Here is a 24,764-nt window from a genome sequence, read left to right on the forward strand (position 1 = left end):
AGTGCATGATCAGCTTCTCATAACGATCAACCATCCAATCCTCAAAAATCATAAAGCGCACGGTCAGGAACTGTTGCCCGGATTAGCCCATATTGATCTGTTGTATCAAATGTTTCGAGAAAATGGTCATGATTACCGCGAGCTTGAGCTTCGCAATCTAACGATCTATCATCCGATCATGGTGGGACAAGATTATGATGTCATGCTGAGCATTCAGTGCACGCAAGGCGAAGCAGGGCAGTGGCAAATTCGGATGGAGGGCCAGACACAGCGCAACGGCAGTTTAGACGCGGAGAAAAAGCTCTATGTCACTGCTGAAATGCGTCAAAGTGGCTCTGCGCAGTTCGATGAAACACTGGATCTTCTCATGCTAGAACAAGCGGTAAACAAAAAGGTCGATCTGCATGACGTGTATGAGCAATGCCGCCGTCAGGAATTGGTGCATACAGGTTTTATGAAGGCAGAAGGAACGATTTACGAAACAGATTCAGCGGCGGTAATAGATATTTCACTCGGTAAACATGCCCTTCCCAGTGCGGAAGGGTTCATGTTTCACCCGACCTTGATCGATGGGTCTGCGATCGGCTCGATGGTCTTGTTCACTTCGGTAGTCCAAGAAGAACAACGGCTATTTTTGCCGCTTTTTTATGAATCCTTTCGTGCTTCCGATCTATTGCAGCAGCATTGCTTTGCCAGAGTACAAGCTTCATCCATCCAACGAAAAAATGAACTGATGTATATGACGATGGAGTTCTTTGATCGTTCAGGCAAAAAAATTGCCCACTTGCAAAATTTTGCGGGCAAGTTAGTTCGTGATCCTGGTCTGATCAATCCGAATAAAAAAGAAGTACCTTTGCCTCGAGTGGATATTCAACCATCCAAGCAAACGGTATCACTGTCGGAAGGACCCATTCATGAATTGGATGAGCCACAGTCTGCTTTAGTGAGTAAAGCACAAACCTTTTTACAACAACTGCTGGCAGATCGATTACAAGTTCCAGCAGCGTTGATTGATACGCAGATTGGTTACTATGAAATGGGGCTGAATTCACCGGGCTTGTTGGAAGTGGTTAAGGCTGTCGAAGCGAAAGTAGGAACGCCGCTGGCTCCTACTTTATTGTTTGAATATACGAATATCGCTGAGTTGGCCGCCTATCTGGCCGAGAATCATGCTTCCGTATTCAGCGGGCTTGACTTGATGAAACAGGAAGGCAGACAAGAGTTGCCGCAACCTGCCAGGGTTGTGGATTCATCAGCAAACCCTAAGAGTCATGTATCGATTGCTGATGAAGAAATTGCGATCATCGGAATGGCAGGCCGTTATCCAGAGGCAACAAATCTCCAAGAATTTTGGATGAATTTAAAAGAGGGCAAAGACTGCATTAAAGAAGTCCCGAAATCTCGCTGGGATTGGCAGCAGTTTGGAGAACTCAAATCCCCTTCTGGAAAGCAAATATCCAAATGGGGAGGGTTTATTGAAGACCCTGATTGCTTTGATTCTCCCTTTTTCAGAATATCGCCGCGGGAAGCAGAAACGATGGACCCTCAGGAGCGTTTGTTTTTGGAAACATGCTGGGAAGCGATGGAAGATGCGGGGTATACGCCGAAGACGATTGTTCCGCCTCGGGGCAGCAGTAACAGGCGGCAGGTGGGTGTCTTTGTTGGCGTAATGCACAAGGATTATTCCCTAATCGGAGCGGAAGCGATGTCTCGGGGAGAAATGTTCCCGTTATCCTTGAACTATGCACCGATTGCCAATCGCGTTTCTTATTTCTGCAATTTTCATGGTCCGAGCATGGCGATTGACACCGTATGCTCATCCTCCCTGACGGCTGTTCATTTGGCGCTGGAGAGCATCAAGCGCGGAGAATGTGAGGTAGCATTGGCGGGGGGCGTCAATTTATCCTTGCATCCTGGCAAATACTTGTCATACGGCATGATGGATATGCACTCGAGTGATGGCTATTGTCATACCTTTGGCAAGGATGGCGATGGGTATGTTTCTGGAGAAGGCGTCGGTACGGTCGTGTTGAAGCCATTGCGCAAAGCGATTGAGGATGGGGATCACATTTATGCCGTGGTAAAAGGAAGCAGTGTGAACCACGTCGGATCGGTGAGCGGGCCTTCTGTGCCAAGCCCTGTTGCTCAGGCAGAAGTGATTACAGCATGCCTGGAAAAGAGCGGTGTGGACGCCAGAACGATCAGTTATGTGGAAGCGCATGGGACAGGAACCTCTTTAGGCGATCCGATTGAAATCCAAGGGTTGGTGAAAGCGTTTCGTCAATATACAGACGATCAACAGTTTTGTTCCATAGGCTCGGTGAAATCAAATATCGGGCATGCAGAATCTGCCGCAGGTATCAGCGGTCTGCAAAAAGCTGTTCTTCAGCTCTATCATAAAACGCTTGTTGCTTCCTTACATGCCAAGGAAGTAAATCCGTTTATTGATTTTGCGCAATCTCCCTTTTATGTACAGCAACGGACAGAAGAGTGGAAATCGGTGAGCATGGAAAACGGTCAAGAAGTCACCGTTCCGAGACGAGCAGGGGTAAGCTCGTTTGGAGCTTCGGGGTCCAATGCCCATATTATTTTGGAAGAATACATCCCAGTTGAAACAAAGGCGAAAACGCAAGCCATCGGCCATAAAAATCAACCAGTGATGATTCCGCTATCTGCCAAGAATAAAGAACGATTGCAAGCCTATGCGCAAAAAATGGCGGATTTTCTGAAAAGGGCATCATCTGACAATCAGCTTCAAGAAATGCTGGAGAAGAAGCTGCGCAAGATTTTATCCAGTATTATTCATGTGGGAGAAAGCAGCATTGAGATCGAACAAGAGTGGCATGAATACGGGGTAGACCTCGTTCAACTCACACAGCTCAAGCAAAAAATGCAAAAGGAGCTGAATATTCAGCTTGAAATCAAGGAGTTCGATCAAAGCAGTTCCATTGCTTCTGTCATCGCTTCTCTCATGGATAGCCATCGAGACGAAATAGAGATACAAGCTCAGTCTTTTGCTGATTTAGAAACGCAAATTGATCTGGAAAATGTGGCGTACACCTTGCAAGTTGGACGAGAAGCGATGAAAGAACGAGTAGCCTTTGTCGTCGAGGATATACCTGAGCTGATCGGAAAATTGGAAGCTTTTTCGAGAGGCGAGAATCCGATCGATCATTGTTGGAAAGGGAGCGTGAAGCCGAACAACGACCCAGACTCTCAACAGCTTATCCAAAGCTGGATTGCAGAAGGCGACATCAGAAAAATAGCTGAATGTTGGGTGACTGGCTATGAAATGGACTGGGAACAGCTTTACCTGAATAGCAAACCTAGACGCGTTCCCTTGCCCACGTACCCATTTGCGAAGAATCGTTACTGGATTCCAGAGAGCAATAGTAAATCTGTGAGCGGCAAGGCAGCAGCTCCATTCCCAAGCGAAACTGCGATTCATCCACTGTTGCAGCGGAATACTTCTGATTTTTCTGAACAGAGGTTTAGTTCCACCTTTACAGGTCAGGAGTTTTTCTTATCAGATCATGTAGTGAAGAAGCAGAGAATCTTGCCGGGAGTTGCCTATCTGGAAATGGTGAGAGCAGCAGCAGAGCAAGCAACGGCTGCCTTGACTGAAGAACCAGCCCTGATTCAACTCAAAAACGTGGTTTGGACACGGCCAATTGTAGTAGGTGATCAGCCTGCACAGATACATATCGGTCTTGTTCCCGAAGAGAATGGTGAGATTACCTTTGAAATCTATAGCGAGATAGAGGCTATGGATGCAGAACCCGCCGTACACAGTCAAGGCAGCGTCATGCTTCATTCTGTTGCAAAGAAACATACCCTGAACCTTCCATCCTTACAAGGGGAGTGCAGTCAACGAGCGTTTTCATCCGAACAATGCTACAGCATTTTTCAGTCAATAGGAATGGATTATGGTTCCGCACATCAAGGGATTGACACCTTGTATGTAGGGGAGGGCAAAGTATTAGCCAAGCTATCCTTGCCAGCCTCTGTCTCCGAAATGGAAAACCCTTTTGTCCTTCATCCAAGCTTAATGGATTCGGCTTTACAGGCATCTATCGGGCTGATGATGGTTGGGGAAGAGACCTCATCAGGGGATGGTCATTCCAGTCGCAAGCCCTCCTTGCCTTTTGCCATGGAGGAAGTGGAAATTCACGACAAGTGCACATCCTCGATGTGGGCGTACGTTCGCTACAGTGCCAACAGCAGCGGAGACGACAAGGTGCAGAAGCTGGATATTGATTTATGCGATGACCAAGGAACCGTTCGTGTGCGAATAAAAGGATATTCCATGCGAGTGCTGGAGGATGGGAAGCAAGCGAGCCTTGTTTCTTCGAGCAGCGCTTCTTCCGCAACCTCTCTGGAGCCTCCTGTGGGGAATCTCATGCTGTCTGCTGTTTGGGATGTGACTCCTGTTGAGAAGGGTCAGCTTTTCCCTACTGCTGATGAGCAGGTTGTGATTGTGGGCGGAAATGAAGAGAATAGGAGCGCTATTCAACAATACTACCCACGAGCAAAAGTGTTGTCCCTTCAGGCTGAGAATACGATTGAGGAAATCGTAGATCGACTGGAAGAGCTTGGTTCCATTGATCATCTGGTGTGGATCGCTCCTTTTGATGTGATAGATTCCTTGGCGGATCATCGATTAATCACGGGGCAAGATCAGGGAGTGATTCTATGCTTCCGAACGATTAAAGCCTTGCTTCGCTTGGGATATGGAAGGAAGGAGTTGGGGTGGAGTGTCATCACGGTTCAATCCCAGCCTATTTCCCATACAGATGTTGTGAATCCTTGCCACGCCAGTATTCACGGGTTAATTGGTTCGATGGCGAAGGAATATCCAAACTGGAAGATTCGACTCTTGGATGTGGAGGCCGAATCTGAATGGCCGTTGGACGATATGTTGAAGCTGCCAAGAGATCGTCAGGGGCGTCCGTGGGTTTATCGTCAGGGCGAATGGTATCGCCAGCAGTTGCTTACCGTCGACCATCCTCCGATTGATCAGACACGTATGAAGCAGGGTGGCATTTATGTGGTGATTGGCGGTGCTGGTGGTATCGGCGAAGCGTGGACCGAATATATGATTCGTACCTATCAAGCCCAGATCATATGGATTGGTCGCCGTCAAAAAAATGAAGAGATTCAAGCGAAGATGGATAGACTTGCCGCTTATGGACCAGCACCAGATTATATAGCAGCAGATGCAACCCAGCAGAACGCTTTGCAACAAGCTTATGAACAGATAAAGCAAACGCATCAACGGATTGACGGAGTTGTTCATTCTGCCATGGTCCTGGTGGAGGAAAGCTTGGAAAACATGCAAGAGGAAGGTTTCCGAGCAGTGCTCTCGTCTAAGGTTGATGTGAGTGTGAACATCGCTTCGGTGTTTGAGAACGAGCCGTTGGATTTTGTTTTATTCTTTTCTTCGCTCATGGCAGTTACGAAAGCCCCGAAGCAAAGCAACTACGCGGCAGGATGTACCTTTAAGGATGCCTATGCCCATCAATTGACCCAAGCATGGCCATGTGCAGTGAAACTGATCAATTGGGGATATTGGAGCAGTGGGCAAGTGGAAGAGTCTCACCAAGAGATGGTAGAAACCTATCTTCGTTTGGAGGAAATCGGCATTGGTCTTATTCAGCCTCCAGAAGCAATGCAAGCCATAGAGATACTTCTCGCAGGAGCCATGGATCAAATTGCTTTCATGAAGACCACAAAGCCTATTGTCATTGAAGGGATGAAGGTAGAGGAATGGGTGGATGTTCACTCTGCAATATACCCATCCATGCTACAGCTGTCTGTCCATGAAAATGAAGGGCTTGCTGATGTAGTGGCTGCCTTTATCAAGGAGAGATTGAAGCAGGACTCATCAACACGAATCCGGATTCTCGAAATCGGAGCAGATACAGAATCTACTAGTTCCTTACTTTCACAAAAATTACATGGCTATCAATCTTTTATCAGCTTCCAAGTTTTTGATCCAGAAGCGGCGTTAGGTGAACAAGGAATAAATGCTGGTGAATTCGACCTGATTATCACAGCTGATAAACTGCACACAGCTCAACAAATTCGCCAAACCCTGCGTAACTGCAAGAATCTCTTAAAAAGGAATGGCCTGCTTCTAGTAAGAGAGATGGCCGATCAAAATGAACGTCAAGACCTCGCAGAAGGTCTTTCACTACCTCTGGAAGCTTGGCAAAAAGCATTGAGAGATGAGGGCTACCGAGTTGTCTCCTATCCACAGATGATGATTGCTGAGAGTGACGGCGCTGTCCGTAAATCCAAACAACGGCAGAAATCAATGGGGACATCAGCCTCAACTCTACCCGTTGCTTCAAATGCAGACCGGGGAACAAGTACGGAGGATATGCTTCGGGAGAAAAGCACAGCCTATTTCAAGCAATTGGTCGGCGAAACACTGAAAATTCCATTTGACCAGATCGATTCTTCTGCCGCCTTGGAGGAGTATGGCATTGATTCGATTATGATTGTGCAAATGACAAATGTCTTACGGAAAAAATTGCATCAGATCAGTACGACCCTCTTTTTTGAATATCAAACGATTGATGCGCTAGTCGAGCATTTCATGACAACACAAGCGGATGAATTACTAGCCTTAGTAGGAATAGATGAACAGCAGCCTGTTCAAAAGCAAATAACCAACGCAGCAGCTTCTACAAAGACAACCAGAGAGCAAGCTGGCTCGGCAGTTCGCAAGGCAAAGTCTCGTCGTTTCCTGCAAGCTCTTGATACGGAAGCGGAAAAACCAGCAGCGCCGTCCAGACAGGATGTGGCGATCATTGGTCTTGCAGGTCGTTATCCGCAAGCGGAGGATGTCCGGGAGTTTTGGACTCGCCTGAAAGAAGGGAAGAATTGCATCACGGAAGTGCCAAAGGATCGTTGGAATTGGCAAGAATTTTTCAGCGAAGAAAAAGGAAAAAGAGGATACATGTACACCAAATGGGGCGGTTTCATCGAGGATATGGATAAATTCGACCCGCTGTTTTTTCAAATTTCGCCTAACGAAGCGGAGCAGATGGACCCTCAGGAGCGCTTATTTTTACAAACGGCATACGCCAGTATGGAAGACGCGGGCTACACCCCTGCCACTTTAGGAGAAAGCAGAAAAATTGGTGTGTTTGTGGGTGTCATGAATGGAAATTACCCAGCAGGAACGAGCTACTGGTCGATTGCGAATCGCCTTTCCTACTTGTTCAATTTCCAAGGACCAAGTCTAGCAGTGGATACGGCGTGCTCCTCTTCCTTGACGGCGATTCATTTAGCCTTGGAAAGCCTGTACAGCGGTACAAGTGAATGTGCCATCGCTGGCGGGGTCAATTTAATTGTTGATCCGTTCCACTATATTCGACTGTCTGGAGCGACGATGCTTTCTGCTGGTGACCGCTGCAAGTCGTTTGGCGATCAAGCGGACGGCTTTGTAGATGGAGAAGGTGTGGGAGCTATCGTATTGAAGCCTTTGCAAAAGGCCATTGCCGACGGAGACCACATATACGGCGTGATCAAGGGAAGTATGCTCAATGCAGGCGGCAAAACAAATGGATATACCGTTCCAAACCCCATCGCGCAGTCGCAGGTCATCCACGAGGCATTACAGAGGGCAGGAGTGGATGCGCGTGCCGTCAGCTACATCGAAGCGCATGGTACAGGTACCGCTTTGGGTGATCCAATCGAGATTGCGGGACTGACTCGAGCATTTGGACAATATACGAAAGACAAGCAATTCTGCGCCATCGGCTCGGCGAAGTCGAACATTGGACATACGGAGAGCGCGGCAGGAATTGCAGGATTGACCAAAATATTGCTTCAAATGAAGTATGGTCAAATAGCACCATCCCTGCACGCTGAGGTAATGAATCCAAACATTGATTTCAGTGATACACCATTTGCGGTTCAGCAAAAGCTGGCAGAATGGAAACGACCAATCATTGAGGTCAACGGAGTAACCAAGGAGTATCCGAGAATCGCAGGGCTATCGTCATTTGGGGCGGGAGGAGCCAATGTCCATATCGTCATCGAAGAGTATCTCAATAAAGATAAACTGCCCGAGAGAAGCATGCAGCCACAGCATCCAAAAGTGATCGTGCTCTCAGCGAAGAACGAAGAGAGACTGTTCGCTCAAGTGAATCGATTATTGAAGGCGATCAAAGAAGAAGCATTTACCGATGCCCATTTGGCTGATATCGCCTTTACGCTTCAGGTAGGGCGGGAAGCGCTGGAGGAACGCCTGGCTGTTATCGTCAGATCAGTGAATGAGCTTGCGGAAAAACTAACGCATTTTGCAGAAGGCGCAGAGAACATTGCCGAGCTGTATCGTGGGCGAGTGAAACGCAACCATGACACGGTAGCTCTTTTTGCTGATGAAGATATGAAGCAAACAGTTGAGACATGGATTGCCAAGGGGAAATACGCAAAACTGATGGATCTTTGGGTCAAGGGCGTCTCTATTGACTGGAACAAGCTTTATACCGACGAAAAGCCGCGCCGCGTCAGCTTGCCTACCTATCCTTTTGCCAAAGAGCGATACTGGATAGACGTTCAAAAGCCAATAGAAACAGGTATGACCGACACTCCATCTGCTAGAGGGGATATCCTCCATCCATTGCTTCACAAGAACACTTCTGACCTCTATGAGCTAAGATACAGCTCGAGTTTTACAGGACAGGAGCCGTTCTTGGCTGACCATCTTCGAAACGGGCAGTGCTTCTTTCCACTCACTGCTTATCTGGAAATGGCACGTGCGGCAGTGAAACAGGCAGCAGGAGATAGAGAGGGGATTTTATCTGGAATCCGAATGTCTCATATTGTCACACATCAACCGCTATTGGTGGGCGATGATCTGGTTCAGGTACACCTGGGGATCTATCCAGAGGATACTGGAGAGCTTGCCTATGAAATCTACAGCGGATCGAATGAAGATGATACCAGGTCTGTGGTACACAGCCAAGGTATGGTCGAATTCACTTCGCTCGCTGAAGTACCAGCTTTGGATCTACCTGCTTTGCAAGCCGAGAGCAGTGGGATGCTTACAGCCCGACAATGCTACCAGCTGTTAAAGGAACGTGGAATGGCTGATCATGCGAATTTTCAAGGGATTGACCAAGTATACAGTTCGCGGGAACAAGTTCTGGTAAAACTCTCCTTGCCTTCAATTGCCGTGGAGACAGCAGAACAATTTATTCTCCATCCTAGCCTGCTGGAGCCTCTGTTGCAGTCATCTCGATATCTCATCACGGAGGCTGCATCTTCTGACAGCATCAGCTCCATCCAGCCAGATGGTACTTTTACCCTTGAAGAGCTGGAGATCATCGAGAATCATCCTGTTGTGATGTATGCTCTCATTCGATTCAGTGAGGATGTCCAAGCGGAGAATATGAAAATAGATATCGATCTATGTGATGAGGCAGGCAGAATAGGCGTGAGGATGAGAGGTTTTTCAATTGGGATTGAAAAACGGCGTGCAACGGTGAGAGAAACGCAGGCTTCCGCTCCACCATTGATGGGAACCACGATGCTCACTCCAGTATGGAACGCCGTGTCTGTAGAAAAAGGTGAAGTCATTCCAGCAACCAGTGAAAAAGTAGTCATCGTTTGCGCCGAAGAAAAGGAGAGAAGCCTCCTTCAACCACATTACCCCCAAGCTTCTGTTATCCAGCTTCAGCCCATTGATTCGATAGAGGTAATCGCCAGTAAGCTGGAGGAGCAGGGTATGATCAATCATATTCTTTGGGTTGCTCCTGACAGCCCTGTGGATTCCGTAAAAGACGAGTCCTTGATGAACGAGCAGGAGCGGGGCGTTATTCACGTTTTCCGCTTGATCAAGGCTTTGCTTGCGTTGGGGTATCAGACGAGAGACTTGGGCTGGACGATCATTACTGTCCAGGCTCAGGCTATCTACAAAAAGGATAAGGTCCATCCAACGCATGCCAGCATCCACGGATTGATCGGATCGATGGCGAAGGAATATCCGAACTGGAAGGTAAGACTCGTCGATTTGGAGGCACATGCCGATTGGCCGCTACGTGATATTTTTGCTTTGCCTGCCGATGCTCATGGAAACGCTTGGGCATATCGTGGACACGCGTGGTATCGTCAGCAGCTGATGCCCGTGCAGAGTCCTTCCATTAACCAAACCGTCTACCGACAACATGGCGTCTATGTTGTGATTGGAGGCGCGGGTGGTATTGGACAAGCGTGGAGCGAATACATGATCCGCACCTATCAAGCACAAATCATTTGGATCGGTCGCCGTAAAAAAGATGAGTCGATTCAGAACAAAATAAATCAACTTGCTAGCCTAGGACCGGCACCGCACTACATCGAAGCCGATGCAACAGAGCGCGAATCGCTGCAATCTGCTTACGAGGAGATCATGGAGCAGTATGGCAAGATTAACGGCGTGGTTCATTCCGCCATTGTTCTCCTTGATAGAAGTCTGGCGAATATGGACGAGACGACCTTCCGAGCCGGACTAGTACCAAAAGTAGAGGTAAGTGTGCGGATGAGCCAAGTGTTTGGCGAGGAGCCATTGGATTTTGTCCTGTTTTTCTCTTCGATTAACTCGTTTACGAAATCGCCCGGGCAAAGCAATTATGCTTCGGGCTGCGCCTTCAAAGATGCTTTCGCCCATCAGCTTGCCAAGGAATGGACATGCGCGGTGAAAGTAATGAACTGGGGATACTGGGGCAGTGTTGGAATCGTTGCGTCTAAAGGCTATCAGGAACGAATGGAACAGATCGGCATAGGCTCGATTGAACCTTCAGAAGGGATGGAGGCATTGGAAGCCTTGCTATCAGGTCCGATGAATCAAGTGGCGCTGATGAAAACGACCAAGCCACTCGAGATGGAAGGAATCAATACACAGGAATCTGTTGCAGTCGTTTCAGCCAAAATTTCCTCCAGCATGGCAAGCATTCAAAACAAGTTAAAAGTAAAAGAGATGCCCAAAGCAGCCTATTTTGCATCAGAAGCAGATACGTGCGCGGACAGCTTGTTTGATGACGTACAAGCAACGATCATTCGACTCGCCTCTCAAATCCTGAAGGTAGAGAGCGAAGAAATCGATACGGATATTGAACTAAAGGAGTACGGATTCGACCCAGTCAAGCTCACCGAGTTTTCTGCGAAAATCAATCAGAAGTACAAGCTTGAACTGACACCTGCTGTGATGATGGACTATCCAACGCTGAAGCACATGACTGAATTTCTAGTCAATACCACCCTGAAATCTCAATCAGCAAGAGAACAGGACAAACCGGTTCTATACGTGTAAGCCGAAGGAGTGCCTAGAATGAACAAAATGGACGAGCTTCTCTTAAAGTTACTGTGGGTTCAAATGCAGTCGCTTGGCTGCTTTACGGAAAAGAATCAAGCGCTCAGCGATCTCAAAAGAAAAAGCGGTCTGCTGGACTTATATGACATGTGGCTCGAAGAAACGGCTTCTGTTTTGGCCCGGAATGATTATCTCGTTTACGATAGCGCAACATCTACCGTGATCGATACGGCTCCCATTTCCAGTGCGGCTGTCTGGCAGGAATGGGAGCAAGAAAAAGAAGTCTGGCTAAAAAATCCGGATACGAATGCGCAAGTCAAGCTAGTTGAGGCAACCATGCGTGCTTTACCGCAAATTCTCACTGGAAAAGTGCGGGCCACAGAGGTCATCTTTCCGAATTCATCGATGGAATTAGTCGAGAAGGTATACAAAAATAACACAGTTTCCGACTACTTCAATGAAGTGCTTGCTGATACAGTGGTTGCTTTTGTTGAGGAACGGCTCAACCAAGATTCTGCGGCTCGAATTCGCATTCTCGAGATAGGTGCAGGTACGGGAGGAACGAGTGCCGTCGTTTTCCAAAAACTAAAGGCGTATCAAGAGCATATCCAGGAATATTGCTACACAGACCTCTCCAAAGCCTTTTTCATGCATGCAGAAAAAGAGTATGGCCCAAGCAATCCTTATTTGACCTATCAGATTTTTAACGTAGAAGAGCCGGTTACGGGACAAGGAATTGATTTGGGCGGATATGATATTGTCATTGCAGCAAATGTCCTGCATGCCACGAAAAATATTCGCCAAACCGTGCGTAATGCGAAAGCCGTTCTAAAGAAGAACGGCTTGCTTTTCCTAAATGAAATGAGTAAAAACACCATCTTCCTCCATTTAACCTTTGGTTTGCTGGAGGGATGGTGGCTGTACGAAGACCCAGAGCTTCGCCTTTCAGGCTGCCCTGGGTTATCCTCGTCAACGTGGCAGAGAGTATTGGAGGAAGAAGGATTTCAGTCGGTCTTTTTCCCAACAGAAGAGGCGCACGCGATGGGGCAGCAGATTATTGTGACCGAAAGCGACGGCGTAATCCGCCAACAGCAAATAAAACAGCCGCCTAAACCTAAGACGGGTGTAAATGCTGAACAGCCAAAAGCAAAGAGAGTGGAAATACCTTCCGCTCCGGAAGGTAGGACAATCCAAGATGTACTGCGCGAAAAAAGTACGGAATACATCAAACAGCTGATTGCTGAAACGCTGAAAATGCCGAGTAACCGAATGGATGCTTCCGAGCCTTTAGAGGCATATGGTATGGATTCCATTTTATCTGTGCAACTGATCAATCAATTTCGGAAAATTTTCGGCGAAACCATCAGCGGGACTTTGTTTTTTGAATATCAGACAATAGATGACTTAGTCGAGCATTTACTAGAGACACAAAGAGAAGCGCTGATTTCGCTCACAGGATTGGATGAGCAGAAGCAGGAGCCAAATCGAACGGAAGATGATGCTGAGGTTACCCCATTGCTGAAAACCGAAGGGAAACGAAATCCACGAAAAACGAGAGCATTTGCGTCATCTGCTCCTACGCAAAGGACGGCGCCCAAGCCTGCGTCCTCCGGTAAAATAGCGATTATTGGCATGAGCGGGCGTTTTGCTCAAGCGGACACCTTGGATGAGTTTTGGGAGAATTTAGTACAGGGTAAAAAGTCTATCTCAGAAATTCCAGCTAAGCGTTGGGATTGGACAGAGTATTATCATCCAAATCGGGAGGAAGCTATTTCCCAAGGAAAAAGCTATAGCAAATGGGGCGCCTTTTTAGAGGAATTTGATCAGTTTGATCCGTTATTTTTTCATATGACTCCGCGAGAAGCAGAAAACATAGACCCGCAAGAGCGCCTGTATTTAGAAGAGTGTTGGAAGGCGTTAGAAGATGCAGGCTACGCCTCATCGAAGATGTCTGCGGAGCTGCGAAAGCGAACAGGGGTATTTGGTGGCATTACGAAACAAGGATTTCATTTGTATAGCACGGAAACCACCCAGCACTTTCCGACAACCTCGTATTCGTCGATGGTAAATCGGGTTTCGTACTATCTAAACTTACAGGGTCCGAGTATGCCGATCGATACGATGTGCTCCTCAGCTCTCGTAGCGATTCATGAAGCATGTGAGTACATCCGAAACGGGAAGGGAAGCATGGCGATTGCTGGTGGAGTGAATTTATATACCCATCCTCATACCTACTTTGGTCTGACTGTGGGGCAACTCATCTCCCATACTTCTGACAGTGCTGCCTTTGGGAACGGCGGAATAGGTTTTGTACCAGGAGAGGGAGTGGGTGCTGTTGTTCTCAAGGATTACGATCAGGCTGTGCGGGACCTGGACCATATTTATGCCGTGATACGCGGAACCGCTGTTAACCATAAGGGCAAAGCCAATAGCTACATGACACCAAGTCCCAACCCTATTGCAGATGTGATGGAAGAGGCGTTGGAAGAAAGTGGACTGGACCCTCGATCCATTAGTTATCTGGAAGCTTCCGCCTACGGATCAGACATAGTCGATGCCGTCGAAATGACAGCAGTGACGAAAGCTTTCCACAACCGTCAAGGAGCAGAAGGGGACTATCGACTCGGTTCGGTCAAACCGAATGTCGGGCATTGTGAATCGGCTTCCGGCATGTCGCAGCTGATGAAAGTGATTTTGTCCTTACAGCATCAGAAACTGGTTCCAACCCTGATTCCTGACGAATTGAATCCAAATATTCGTTTTGATCAGCTCCCCTTTCAATTGCAGCGAGAGGTATCGGAATGGAAGCAGGTCACAGTAGATGGGCAGACAGTCCCCCGACGAGCAGGCATTACCAGCTTTGGCGGCGGTGGAGTGAATGCCCATCTTATCGTTGAGGAATACAACCACAATCCATTATCACGGAGAGTAAACGAGTCAAAACCCGAGCTGTTTGTCTTTTCGGCCAAAAATAAAGAGAGATTGCAAGCGTACATTCATCGCTGGATTGGTTATTTGCATAAAAGCCGGAATATCGATGTAGCGAATACAGCCTACACCCTTCAAATCGGAAGAGAAGAAATGCCTTGCCGTTTGGCTGTTATCACCGATAGTCAAACAGAGCTTTTACAGCAGCTAGAGCGCTGGTTGGAGCATCAAGCAGAGACGGAGCATTGCTTTTTTGGCGATCTCAAAGAAAACAAAGAATTGATATCAGACCGGGTTACGCGGGCAATCGAATCAAAAGATGTAGGAGAACTGGCAAAATTATGGGTTCTAGGCAATCCTATCCCTTGGCAGAAGTTGCATGAAGGGAAGGAGTTATCCCGAGTAGCTAAGCTCCCAACCTATCCATTTAAGAGGAGAACTTGCTGGATAGAACGCAATCAAACGAATCGCTCTAGGAGGGAGACGAGCATGACATCCGCTCATCCAGAATTCGAAAACAAGGCCGTTGAGATTTACACTTACAGCGCCAACAGCAGCGAAGCGGAGTTTTCCGAGGATTACTTGACCGTATGTCCATTTGAAAGGAAGATCCCTGGCTTTTCAATGAGTCGTGTCATTTTGAACCCGGAAAAATACCCGTTGGAAAGAGAAATGGTTAGAGAGAAGCAAGTAGAGATGCGCCAGGTGCTGTTTTGCAAAGAAGATTTCTCTCGGGTACAAAAAGTGCTGGACTTCGGATGCGGTCACGGGACAGACGTGATTCAAATAGCAGAGCTCTTTCCGCATATTGAAACCCACGGATTTACGATTACCAAGGCGCAAGCAGAGCTTGGCAATCGACGAATCGCACAGAAAAATCTGGGAGCACGTGCGAAGATATTCAACAAAGACAGCTCCAAGGATGCCTTTCCCGATCTCTACGATATTATTGTCGGGATTGAAGTGAGCTTCCATATTCGAAATAAACATGGATTATTTCAAAATATCTCCTCTTCTCTGAACGAAGGGGGAACTGTTCTGTTGATCGATTACATAGCCAATACGCGGGGGCCGATCGTAGACCAGAACGTAGAAGTCAGCATTCCCACTGTTCAAGAATGGATTGAGCTTTTAGCGGAGCATCAGTTAGTGATCGATGAACTCATCGATGTATCGCCGCAGATTGCTAACGCCTTGCATGATCCTGATGTGGAACAGTACATCAAGCATCTTCCTAAAGCGGTTCAAGATTTGTATATCAATACGGTGAATCAATCTATCTCTCTCGAACGAGGGTGGATCAGCTATTGCTTGTTTAAGCTGAAAAAGGCTCCGCATCTTGCGTACACGAAGCGTTGTGAATGGAATGCCAGCAAAATATCGAAGAAAAGACCATATCCAGAAGCATTAGCGGAAATGGTAAACAGCGGTTATATTCCGTATCCGAAACAGCAATCGAGAACTCTCTCGAATTCAAATCAGCATGATCACAGCATTCATTGGAATAGGGAAACAATAAGAGAATCCTTGGTTGAGGCTTTTGCCGCTGTTTTAGGTCTTCAACCAGAAGAACTGGAAGAAGTAGCGACCTTGAAGGATATGGGAATTGGCTCTCTTAACGCTGTTGCCTTATCCGAAATGATTAACAGCAAATTCAATTTGAAACTGCCGACCAGCGTTGTGTTTGAACATCATACACTAGATGCTTTAGCAAGCTATATTGCTAGCCATTTGCAGCAAGACGAGCCTAGTCAGCTCCGTTCAAGTAAACTATTCGCGTCTGATGCTCAAAATCAACCAATTACATCTGAATATTCTGAACGAAAACGCAATTTGGCGGCAGATCGGTCCATTCCAGATCGGACAAAAATCAAAGTGAGCCTGATCGAGGTCTTTTCTACCGTTTTAGGCTTGAGACAAGAAGAGCTGGAAGAATTGGAAACCCTAAAGGATTTGGGAATCGGCTCTCTCAATGCCGTTCAATTGTCCGAAGCCATCAATAGCAAGTTCCATCTGAGACTGCCAACAAGTGTTGTATTTGAACATCATACGCTAGAAGCATTGGCGAGCTACATCGCTACTCGTCTACCAGAGAGCCAACCAGCGCAGACAATCAAATATTTTGAAGAGAAGCCTACCTATACAGAGAGAGTCCCAACTCGAAATATTGCCTGCGAACCGCCTAAAGTTGCTTCCGATGATATTGCGATCATTGGGATTTCCTGCCGCACAGCAGGTGCAAAGGGGCAAGATGAGTTCTGGGAGCTTGTCAGTGAGGGTAAAGATTGCATCAAAGAAGTGACCAACCCAGATTGGCGAGCCTTTTTCAAAGAAAATGCGCTGGTCGATATTCCGATTAAATACGGAGCGATGGAGGATATTGAATATTTTGATCCGGCGTTTTTCAAAATTTCTCCTACCGAAGCCCAATCAATGGATGTTACGCAGCGCATCCTTTTACAAGAGAGCTATCAAGCATTAGAGGACGCGGGCTACACCCCGTCCATGCTGAGAGGACAACCGGTTGGAACTATCATTGGCGCTATGGCGGGAATGACAGTAGAACAAGATTTCTCTCATTTTGGCATGCTCGGATCGGATACGAGTATACTTGCCTCGCGCATCGCTTATTTCCTTGACCTAAAAGGACCAGCTTTGGCTGTGAACACAGCTTGCTCATCCTCTTTGGTTGCGATCGATATTGCTTGCCAAAAGCTGAAGACGGAAGAGGTCAATCTTGCTATCGCAGGAGGAATTACGATCTATTCCCATCCCGCTCCGTTTATCTCGATGAGTAACGCAAGGATGCTTTCTCCTACCGGAGAGTGCCGCCCGTTTGACAACGGTGCTAATGGCATTGTCGTTGGGGATGGCGTTGGTGTTGTGATTTTAAAAAGATTGCAAGATGCATTACGGGATAACGACAGCATCTATGGTGTCATCCGTGGCAGTGGAACCAATCAGGATGGACGGACATTGGGCATTACCGTGCCTAGCTTCCAAGCGCAAAGCGACCTGCAAAAATCGATTTACGCGAAAAATCAGATTGATGTGGAAGACATTCAATATATTGAAGCACACGGAACCGCAACCAAATTAGGGGACCCAGTAGAGATTCATGCGCTGAGTGAATCGTTCCGCCAATTCACCCCGAAGAAACGATTCTGCGCAATCGGTTCTTTGAAAGCTAATATCGGGCATACCACAGCGGCGGCTGGGGTGTTGAGTGTCATTAAGGTTTTACTCAGCATGAAAAACAAGAAGATGGCTCCTTCGATCCATTTTGTCAAAGAGAATGAACACATTGATTTTGAAAACAGCCCTGTTTATGTGAATACCAAGCTGCAAGATTGGGAGACCAATTCCAAAGGCTCTAGATTGGCAGCGGTCAGCTCTTTTGGCTTCAGCGGCACCAATGCTCACCTGGTGATCGAAGAGTTTGATCGATCAAGGGTAAGATCCACTGCTCCTGTTGAAGGTCAAGAGATCGCGACGGGAGTCTTCGTGCTGTCTGCTGAATCCCGTGAGCAATTAGTAGCCTATGCAAAGAAAACAAAGGCATTTTTAGAGAAGCATCAAGATGTGAAACTGGCGGATTTCCTTTACACCTATCAGACAGCAAGGGAATCGATGTCTCATCGAGTAGCAGTCGTGGTCAACAGTAAAGAACAGCTGATTGCGCTGCTGGAGCAATTCATACAAGGAAATGGGGTAAAAACGGCTGATCTGTTTATGGGAGAAATAAACAAAGCGGGTGGAATCAAGATCGGTGATACAGAGGAGGGAAGGGATTTTATCCGCAATCTCGCTCTGAACAAGAAAATCAAAAAGCTGGCGGAGCTATGGGTTCATGGCAACGAAATAGAGTGGGAAGCTCTTTATTCAAAAGGAATGGTGAGCCGTCTATCAGGTCTGCCAAGCTATCCTTTTGCCAAAGAACGATACCGTTTACCCAAAGTTGTCGTAGGCAATCGAACCCATCAAGAAGCAGCCGCCACTTCCGAACTGACAGCAGCAAAGCCTGAACACAGAGCAGCAGACATAGCAATCTCACCACCTGAGGTAACTCATGTTCAGGCCAAAGAAGCTGATGTGAGGGAGACAGAAAACGAATACCCCAGTATTCATCAAGAGGTCATACAGGCTGACGAAGACGATTCACCACGTAACGAACTCGTGAGAAAAATTGCTGCTGCTTGGGAAGAGGTACTTGGAGTGAAAAAGGTTGACATCCACAAAAACTTCCAAGACCTGGGCGGCGATTCAATCATGGCCACTCAGATTATTTCCAGATTGAAGAACAGCTTCCCGGTTGACTTGAATCTAGACAATCTCTTTTCGGCCCCAACCGTTGCAGGAATGGCAGAGTTGATTGAAGAGGAATTGATTGCTGTTATTGATGAACTTCCAGAAGAGGCAATTTTGGAGCTATTAAGCTGATGAATTCATCTCGTAAGTAAGGCAGCAGAATTAACATGTGGGAAGGAGCAATCCGATGATCAATGATAAGGAATCAGCTAAATCAAGAGATGAGATACTTGCCGAGAGCAGATCGAAGCTTTCCGAGAAGAAACTGGCCTTGCTGGAGAAGCTGAAAGGCTCAAAGCTAGAGACGAAAAAGACTGGAATTCCGCGGCGTTCAAGAGAGGGCTTAGTGCCCCTCTCTTTTGCCCAGCAAAGACTATGGTTTTTAGACCAGCTGGTACCAAACAGTCCAGCTTATAATGTGGTTGCCGCCTTCCATCTGTCGGGTGAGCTTCACACAAACATCATGGAGCAGTGCGTTAATGAGATAGTGAAGCGCCATGAAGCCCTGCGAACCACCTTTCAAGTCGCAAATGGAGAGCCGTATCAACAAATTGCTCCTGCCTTGCAAATTCCTTTTCCCATCGTCGATCTTACAGGACATCCTGAGTCAGAGAGGGAGGAGGAGTTTCGCCGACTCGCGAAAGAGGAAAGCATGTATGTTTTCGATCTAACCAAAGGGCCCTTGCTGCGTGTTACTTTATTCAAACTCGGCGAGGATTTGAACATTCTGCTATTGAACGTACACCATATTATCATAGACGGATGGTCAGTCGGGGTTTTCTTTAGAGAGATGGTTCTGCTTTATCAGGCATATCTCGCGGGCAAGCCGTCCCCATTGCCTGAGCTTCCGATCCAGTATGCTGATTTTTCCATCTGGCAGCGGGAGTGGCTTCAAGGAGAAGTGCTTGAGAAACAGCTTTCTTACTGGAGAGAAACACTTGGAAAAGAAAGCAGCGCGTTAGAACTGCCAGTAGACCGTACAAGACCACCCATCCAAACGTTTCAAGGAGGGAGCCTAAAACTGCAAATTCCCTCTTCCCTTTCCCATGCCATAAAAGCGCTGAGCGAGCAAGAAAATGCCACGCTGTATATGGTCATGATCACCGCGTTAAAGATATTGTTGCACCGTTACAGCGGACAAAATGATATCCGGGTGGGAGTGCCCGTAGCGAACCGCAACCGAGTGGAAATGGAGAATTTGGTTGGCTTTTTTGTAAATACGCTGGTTCTCAAAACAGATGTTTCCGGCAATCAAAGCTTTAGAGAGCTGTTGTCACGTGTGAGAGAAACAGCGAACAGCGCATACAGGCATCAAGACGTACCATTTGAACGATTAGTGGATGAATTGCAGCCTGAGCGTAATATGAGTCAAAATCCACTATTCGAAGTCTGCTTTGTGTTGCAGAACTTTCCTATGCCGAAAAAATCGGACATGTCTGCATTAGGCTTTTCCTTAGTCAAATTTGAAGAGTTCCGTAACAACACATCCAAGTTTGACCTCTGGATTCAGGTTGTAGAAAAAGGAGATATCCTCGACCTAGACGTTGAGTTCAATTCCGATATTTTTTATGAATCGACAATCAGTCGTATGCTAGAAAGCTTTTCTATCGTGCTGGCAGGTATTGTCGCGAATCCGAACCAGCCGATTGCAGATCTGCCGATTTTAACGGCTGCTGAAGAGCACAAGCTGTTGGTTGAATGGAACGATACGAAGACGTACTACCCACAGCAAGATATGTGCCTACATGAAATTATTGAAGCGCAGGCTGCCAAAACACCAGATGCGCCAGCCGTTATATTTGAAGAGGAGCAACTCACTTACCGTGAACTGGATCAACGGGCGAATCAACTGGCGAACCATCTCCGGAAACAGGGTGTCCGAGCGGAAACGCTTGTGGGCATTTATATGGAGCGCTCCTTTGAAATGGTTATTGGGCTGTTAGGTATCCTCAAAGCAGGTGGAGCCTACGTTCCCCTAGACCCAAGCTATCCGCAAGATCGGGTTGCTTTTATGATCACGGATGCCAATCCTTCCTTCCTCTTGACTGCGGAGGGACTGAAGAACACACTCCCTGAATACGGCGGACAACTCATTTGCCTCGATTCAGATTGGGAGACAATCAGCATGGAGAGCGATATGGCGCCTGCAAGCGGAGTCAACAGCGATAATTTGGCGTACATGATTTACACCTCAGGCTCTACTGGCAAGCCAAAAGGTGCGATGAATGCTCATCGCGGTATCGTCAACCGACTTTTATGGATGCAGGAACAATATCAGCTGAATGAAACCGATCGGGTAATGCAAAAGACGCCTTTCAGCTTTGATGTGTCGGTATGGGAATTTTTCTGGCCGTTAATGACGGGCGCCTGCATGGTAGTAGCTCGTCCTGAAGGTCACAAAGATACGACTTATTTGGCACGACTGATCAAAAAAGAGATAATCACCACCATGCACTTTGTTCCTTCGATGCTGCAAGTGTTCCTGGAGGAGTCGGAAATTAGCGGCTGCGATACGCTACGGCGAGTCATTTGCAGTGGGGAAGCCTTATCTTATTCAACGCAGGAGCGCTTTTTCGAATGCCTCGATGCGGAGCTGCACAACCTGTATGGTCCTACAGAAGCGGCGATTGATGTCACGTACTGGGCGTGTCAAAAAGGAAGCAAGCTTAGATCGGTGCCGATTGGACGCCCTGTGGCAAACACCCAAATCTATCTGTTAGATGAGCATCTGAATCCTGTTCCCGTCGGTGTTGCCGGCGAGCTACACATCGGTGGTGTGCAACTGGCTCGCGGATACTATAACCGGCCTGAGCTGACAGAAGAGAAATTCATCCCTGATCCGTTTAGCAAAAAAGAGGGAGCGCGCCTTTATAAAACAGGGGACTTGGCACGTTACATGCCGGATGGAACAATCGAGTATCTGGGCCGAATTGATTTTATGGTCAAACTAAGAGGGTTCCGGATCGAGCTGGGTGAGATTGAAGCTGTATTAGATGAACATCCACATGTGCAAAAATCGGCTGTGATCGTTCATGAATCCGAGCTGCGACCAGGGCATAAGCAGTTGGTATCTTATATCGTGCCAGATTCACAATCCAAGGAAAAACTGAAAATGGCAACAGAAGAAGCGCTTCCTGCGGAACAGGTATCTGAATGGCAGGATGTCTTTGATAAAGCCTATGATGATGAAAATAAATATGAAGCCGATTTTAACATTACCAGCTGGAACAGCAGTTATACGGGCCAGCCTCTTTTAGCGGAAGAAATGCGTGAGTGGGTCAATTCGACGGTGGATCGTATCCTTGCCTTGCAACCGAAAAAGGTACTCGAAATCGGGTGCGGTACAGGGCTGTTACTATCTCGAATTGCGCCTCATTGTGAACAGTATTGGGGAACGGATTTTTCTTCGATGGCGTTGGATTATATTACTGCGAATCTGATCAACCAAAGAGAGGATTTATCCAATGTCACACTGCGTAAGAGCTATGCGGATGATTTTAGTGGACTAAAGAGCCAGAAGTTCGATGTGATCGTGCTCAACTCTGTGGTGCAGTATTTCCCGGATGCGAGCTACCTGTTGGATGTGCTGAAAAAAGCCATACACGCCATGAATGACAAAGGAGCAATCTTTGTCGGTGATGTTCGTAACCTTTCTTTGCTGCAAACCTTCCTCACTGAGGTTGAGCTGGAAAAGTCTCCGGCGACGTTGACCGCCGATCAATTGCAGCGCCGTGTGCAAAAGCGAATGAGACAAGAGCAGGAGCTAGTTATTGATCCTGCATTTTTCTATGCGCTTCAAGAGCAACTGCATCAAATCAGCTATGTAGAAATCAAGCTGAAGCGTGGTAGCCATCATAACGAATTAACTCGTTATCGCTATGATGTCGTTCTTCATCTCGGCAAAAAAGTGCAGCCGATTGAAGACTTTTCATGGCTGGATTGGCATGAGGAGGGGCTCCAAAATATTGATGGACTTCGTCAAATCATGACCAAGTATAAACCGCAAATCTTAGGGCTTACGAATATCCCTAATTTGCGGTTGGACAGGGCGAATCGATACCAGTCGTTGCTTGCTGACAGAGATGTTCTCAAAACCAAAACGGTGGAAGAGCTGAGAACGGATCAGAACCACCCTGGCACTGGAATAGACCCTGAGGAGCTTTGGAGGTTGGGTGCTGAGCTTCGATACAGCGTGGATATCGCTTGGATGGGTGATAGCGAGGATGGCAGCTATGAAGCTGTGCTCCGACCTGAGCATTTACTAGAAAAAAGACAGCGTAACACAGTGGTCACCGCGTGGCGCCGTCCAGAGAAAAACTACCAGTCGATCGAAACGTATGCGAACGATCCTTTGACAGACAGAATTGCTCGCCAGTTCATTCCAGAGCTGCGCAGTTATTTGCGGGATAAGCTGCCAGATTACATGGTTCCGTCTATCTTTGAGTTTATCAAGGAAATGCCAGTGAACATGAATGGAAAATTGGATCGCAAAGCGCTTCCTGCGCCGCTTATGGAAGTGCCGGAAATGGATGGAGATTTTGTACCACCAACGACGGAGACGGAAAACATTCTTGCCAATGTCTGGGCTGAAATATTGGGCTTGGATAAGGTTGGCATACATAATAACTTCTTCGGTTTGGGTGGCGACTCCATTCATACCATTCGAGTGGTTGCGAGAGCAAAACAACTCGGTTTGGAAATGACTCCACAGCAAATTTTCCAATTCCAGACCATAGCTGAACTGGCAGAGGTTGTAGGTGAAGCTTCCACTCAAAGTGCGAAGCGAACGGCAACAGCAGTAGAGTTACCAACTCTTGAGAAGCATCAGCTGGATCGGATAAAAGCAGACAACCCATACATGGAGGATGTTTATCCGCTGACGATCATGCAAGAGAATATGCTTTATCGATACAAACATCATCCAGAAGCTGGCTTGAATGTGGTTCATCATGCTTTTCGCATAGAGGGTGGTCCTTTCCATGTAGCTGCTTTTGAGCAAGCATGGCAGCATCTCATCCAACAATTCCCTGCCTTGCGAACATCCTTCATCTGGGAAGAGCTGGATGAACCGATGCAGATCGTGCATGAGAAAGTGGACATCCACATCAAGCAGGAAGATTGGCGTGGCATTCCGGAAGAAAATCAGCAAGAACTACTGCAATCCTATATTCAAAAGCTAAGAAAACAAGGGTTTGAGATGGTCCAAGCACCACATGCGCATCTTGCTCTTATTCAAGTAGGAGAGGATGTCTACTACTTTATTTATGTCTTCAACCTGATGTTGCAGGATGGCTGGAGCTATACGTTAATCGTTAAAAGACTATTCGAATATTATCAAGCGTTTTCCCAAGGGAAGGCAATTGATATTGTGCCTGTATATCCTTACCGGGATTATGTTGCACTGCAAAGACAGCAGAACTTAACGGATGCCGAGCTGTTTTGGAAGAAAAATCTGAAAGGAATGACCAGCTCCACTCTTAAGTGGGCGCAAGCGAGCAGCAAGAATATTTCTGTCGACGAGCCTCCTTATTCTCAAGAAAGGTTCATCGTATCGCCAGAAGTCTCCTCGGCGCTGTTATCCTTGTCCAAGAAGTATCATCTGACGCCATATACATTGGTACAAGGGGCTTGGGCATTGCTGCTCCATCATTACAGCGGCAAGGAAGACGTTGTATTTGGGACGATCTTCTCCGGCCGCAGCATAGCGATGATGGAGGTCGAACATTCTGTCGGGCTTTTCTTCAATATTCTGCCCATTCGCGTGAATATCGAGCAAAACATGAGGTTCTTGTCTTGGCTCCAAAACATGCAGTCCAAAGTAGTAGAGACGAGTCAGTACGAGTACACGCCGCTGAAAAAAATATACGAGTGGTGCGATATCCCACGAGATCAGCTTTTGTTTGACAGTTATCTGGTAAGCGAACAGCTCCCAGATTTCTCTTCCGTGTTTAGAGGATTTAATGATGTCCTTGGCGCTACCATCTATGATTCTATCGCTCAAACGGAGCATCCATTGCGAGTGGAAATCCTTTTCTATGAACAAGTGCTCGTCCTGCATATCAACTACTATCGACGCTTCTTCAACGATAAGGAGATTAGCAGTATGCTGCAACACTTGAATACTCTTTTAGAAGGATTGGTAGCGAACCCAGAGCAAAAGGTAAGCGAGTTAGTCAATGTGATAACGTATCATCCCCAACACTAAATTTGCGAACAAGAGGAG

3 protein-coding genes are annotated in these 24,764 nt (G+C 47.1%); all 3 read left to right on the plus strand.

Going from position 1 to position 24,764, the window contains the following annotated elements; all coding sequences use genetic code 11:
* Position 1: 1 nt before the first annotated feature.
* The 3 genes from C7R94_RS16075 to C7R94_RS16085 are packed head-to-tail and all read left to right on the plus strand — an operon-like array spanning position 2 to position 24,746.
* Positions 2 to 11,305, plus strand: a complete 11,304-nt coding sequence (locus tag C7R94_RS16075) for an SDR family NAD(P)-dependent oxidoreductase (RefSeq protein ID WP_106782780.1) — start codon at positions 2 to 4, stop codon at positions 11,303 to 11,305.
* Positions 11,306 to 11,323: 18 nt separating this feature from the next.
* Positions 11,324 to 18,673 carry a beta-ketoacyl synthase N-terminal-like domain-containing protein gene (locus C7R94_RS16080; protein ID WP_106782783.1) on the plus strand — a complete coding sequence of 2,450 codons (7,350 nt, stop codon included), beginning with the start codon at positions 11,324 to 11,326 and terminating at the stop codon, positions 18,671 to 18,673.
* A gap of 55 nt (positions 18,674 to 18,728) precedes the next feature.
* Positions 18,729 to 24,746: a non-ribosomal peptide synthetase gene (locus C7R94_RS16085; RefSeq protein WP_106782785.1), complete on the plus strand. Its 6,018-nt coding sequence runs from the start codon at positions 18,729 to 18,731 to the stop codon at positions 24,744 to 24,746.
* Positions 24,747 to 24,764: the final 18 nt, after the last annotated feature.

The sequence above is a fragment of the Brevibacillus sp. NRRL NRS-603 genome (genome assembly GCF_003013445.1).
GTDB classification, from domain to species: Bacteria; Bacillota; Bacilli; order Brevibacillales; family Brevibacillaceae; genus Brevibacillus; species Brevibacillus formosus.